At 67.4% G+C, this 2,582-nt stretch carries 1 protein-coding gene and 2 pseudogenes; 2 read left to right on the forward strand and 1 reads right to left on the reverse strand.

Annotated features, from left to right (window positions below; genetic code table 11):
• Nucleotides 1-116: 116 nt before the first annotated feature.
• A pseudogene (locus AB0M28_RS40315) lies at nt 117-242 on the reverse strand (IS481 family transposase); the annotation flags it as partial.
• A gap of 450 nt (nt 243-692) precedes the next feature.
• On the opposite strand from AB0M28_RS40315, the gene AB0M28_RS40320 reads away from it, so the two are divergent.
• The gene (locus AB0M28_RS40320; RefSeq protein WP_365415798.1) at nt 693-1,898 is read left to right on the forward strand and encodes an IS110 family transposase; all 1,206 of its coding nucleotides are present in this window, start codon (nt 693-695) and stop codon (nt 1,896-1,898) included.
• Between the two features lie 231 nt (nt 1,899-2,129).
• Nucleotides 2,130-2,582, forward strand: a pseudogene (locus AB0M28_RS40325) (transposase); the annotation flags it as partial.

The following is a 2,582-nucleotide window of genomic DNA, read 5'->3' on the forward strand; positions in this document are numbered from 1 at the left end:
CAGGGGGCACGAACAGGGGCAGCGGGAGCACGAACAGGGCGCACCGACCCACGCTCACCGCCTTGATCCCCTACACCACCACAAGGGACGCCATCATGCGCCGCTCCAGCGGCGTACCACTTGGCCAGGCGGCGGGAGATCCCGGCTTCCGCGACGTGCGCGATCGGACGTCCGCCGTCCACGCGCTCACAGAATCGGCGACGCCCTCCTGGCGTCAGCGGGTCGTTGGGATGCCCCGCCACATCAGCCCGTTGACGTACCAGCTCTGAGTGTCAATCGGTTCAGCGTGCACCGAGTGTCAACGGTCACGAAATTCGGCTCTGTCACTGATCTTGTGACGATGAGAGTGCCGAAGGCTTACTGAGGATTTTCAGACCGGCCCCGATCGGGTGACACGGTCCGGCGAACCTGCTGGTCAGAGGCTCAGCTCGCAACCATCGGGTGACGCACTTGAAAACGCTCCTTACCTTCTTGGCGGGTCTGTTCCGCTCATTCGTACGATCGGAAGGCCCAGGGGCGCCGGATGTGGCTCAAAAAGCTCATGCCGATCGTGTGGCTTTCAGTGATTGGCCGCCCGGCGCCCCGCGACGACACGGCCACTCATTGGGATGCGCGAACCTCATCGCTTCGTAAGGACACGTCGGCGTGGTCGTCTGCCGGGACCAGGAACACGGATCCTCGAGGAGGCACAAGTGCCGCAACTGTGGGCGGGAACGGACGCGGGCAAGAGCGAGCACCACTGCACGGTGATCGATGCCGGGGGCGAGCGAAGGCTGTCACGGCGGGTATCCAACGACGAGACGACCCTGCTCGAGCTGATCGGCGAGGTCCTCGACCTCAGCGAGGGCGAGCCGGTCACCTGGGCCATCGATCTGAACGCGGGCGGTGCCGCACTGCTGATCACCCTGCTGGCCACCCACGGACAGAAGGTGCTCTACATCCCGGGCCGGACCGTCCACCACGCCTCCCGCTCCTACCGGGGCGACGGCAAGACGGACGCCAAGGACGCCTACGTCATCGCTGACCAGGCCCGCATGCGCCGCGACCTGCACCCTCTGCAGGAACAGGACGAGATCGCCGTCGATCTGCGGATCCTTACCGCGCGACGCTACGACCTCACCGCAGACCGCACCCGCGCGATCAATCGGCTGCTCGCCCAGCTCCTGGAGTACTTCCCCGCCCTGGAACGAGCCTTCAACTACAGCGCCTCCAAGGCCGCGCTCGTCCTGCTGAGCGGCTACCGGACGCCGGCCGCCCTGCGCCGGATCGGCCAGTCCCGCCTGGCCGGCTGGCTGTCGAACCGCAAGGTGCGAAACGCCCCTGCGGTGTCGGCCACCGCGCTCGCTGCGGCGCAGGCCCAGTACACGGTGATTCCGGGCGAGAGGACCGCCGCGGCCGTGGTCCGCACCCTGGCCGCAGCGGTGACGGCCCTGGACGAAGAGATCGCCCGCACCGACGCGCTGATCGAAGCGCGGTTCCGCGAGCACGCGCACGCTGCGGCGATCACCAGCCTGCCGGGCATGGGCAGCCTCCTTGGTGCCGAATTCATTGCCTGCACCGGCGGGAACCTGGACGCCATCGGCAGCTCGGGCCGCCTGGCCGGCATCGCCGGCCTGGCCCCGGTTCCCAAGGACTCCGGACGCATCAGCGGCAACATGCGCCGACCGCACCGCTACCACCGCCGTCTCCTGCGCGTCTTCTACCTGTCCGCGCTGGTCGCCGCTCGGTGCTGTTCGACGTCCAGGACCTTCTACGAGCGCAAGAGGAGCGAGGGAAAGTCGCACAAGCAGGCCGTCCTCGCCCTTGCCCGGCGCCGCCTCGACGTCTTGTGGGCCCTCATACGCGACCAGCGGACCTTCACCCCCGAGCCACCTCAACGCGGCCTTGCAGCGGCATAGCGCGGCCCCGCCCACCACCGCCCTTGACAAACCTGATTGGGAATCACTGATTCGCTTCGGCGTGAGCGCTGGCACCAGCCTGACAGAGTTCGGCCACCATGGCGGTGGCGACTTCGAGCAATGCTCATGACCTGTGGATCGACCTCGGGTTGGACGCGAAGGGCGTACCTTCCCGAATGATCGACTTCTGGTCATCGAGTAGGCCGACGTTGCACCGTCGGTCGGGAAGGCATGCCCGTGCTGAGCGTAGTAAATGCCGATGCGACAACCGAGACCGGCTCCCTGATCGACGACATCGTCCGCGAGGGCGCGAGGCGGATGCTGGCCGCCGCCCTGGAGGCTGAAGTTGACGCCTATATAGCCGCGTTGACCGACCAGCGGGACGAGAACGGGCGCCGCCTGGTGGTCCGCAACGGCTATCACCGGCCGCGCTCGGTGACCACTGCGGCCGGAACAGTCGAGGTCAAGGCCCCGCGTGTCAACGACAAGCGCGTCGACGCGGCCAACAGGTGAGCGCAAGCGGTTCTCCTCGGCAATCGTGCCGCCGTGGTGCCGCAAGTCCCCGAACCTCCGCAACTGCGGGCCCTATGGCGCTCCCGGTGCGTCTGCCACGGCGGCTGCGATCAAAGCCACCAGGTTGTCGGTCCAGCAGTCTGATTCCTTGGTCGCCACCTCGACACCGCA

The organism is Streptomyces sp. NPDC051940, from assembly GCF_040680895.1.
In the GTDB taxonomy this organism is placed as follows: domain Bacteria; phylum Actinomycetota; class Actinomycetes; order Streptomycetales; family Streptomycetaceae; genus Streptomyces.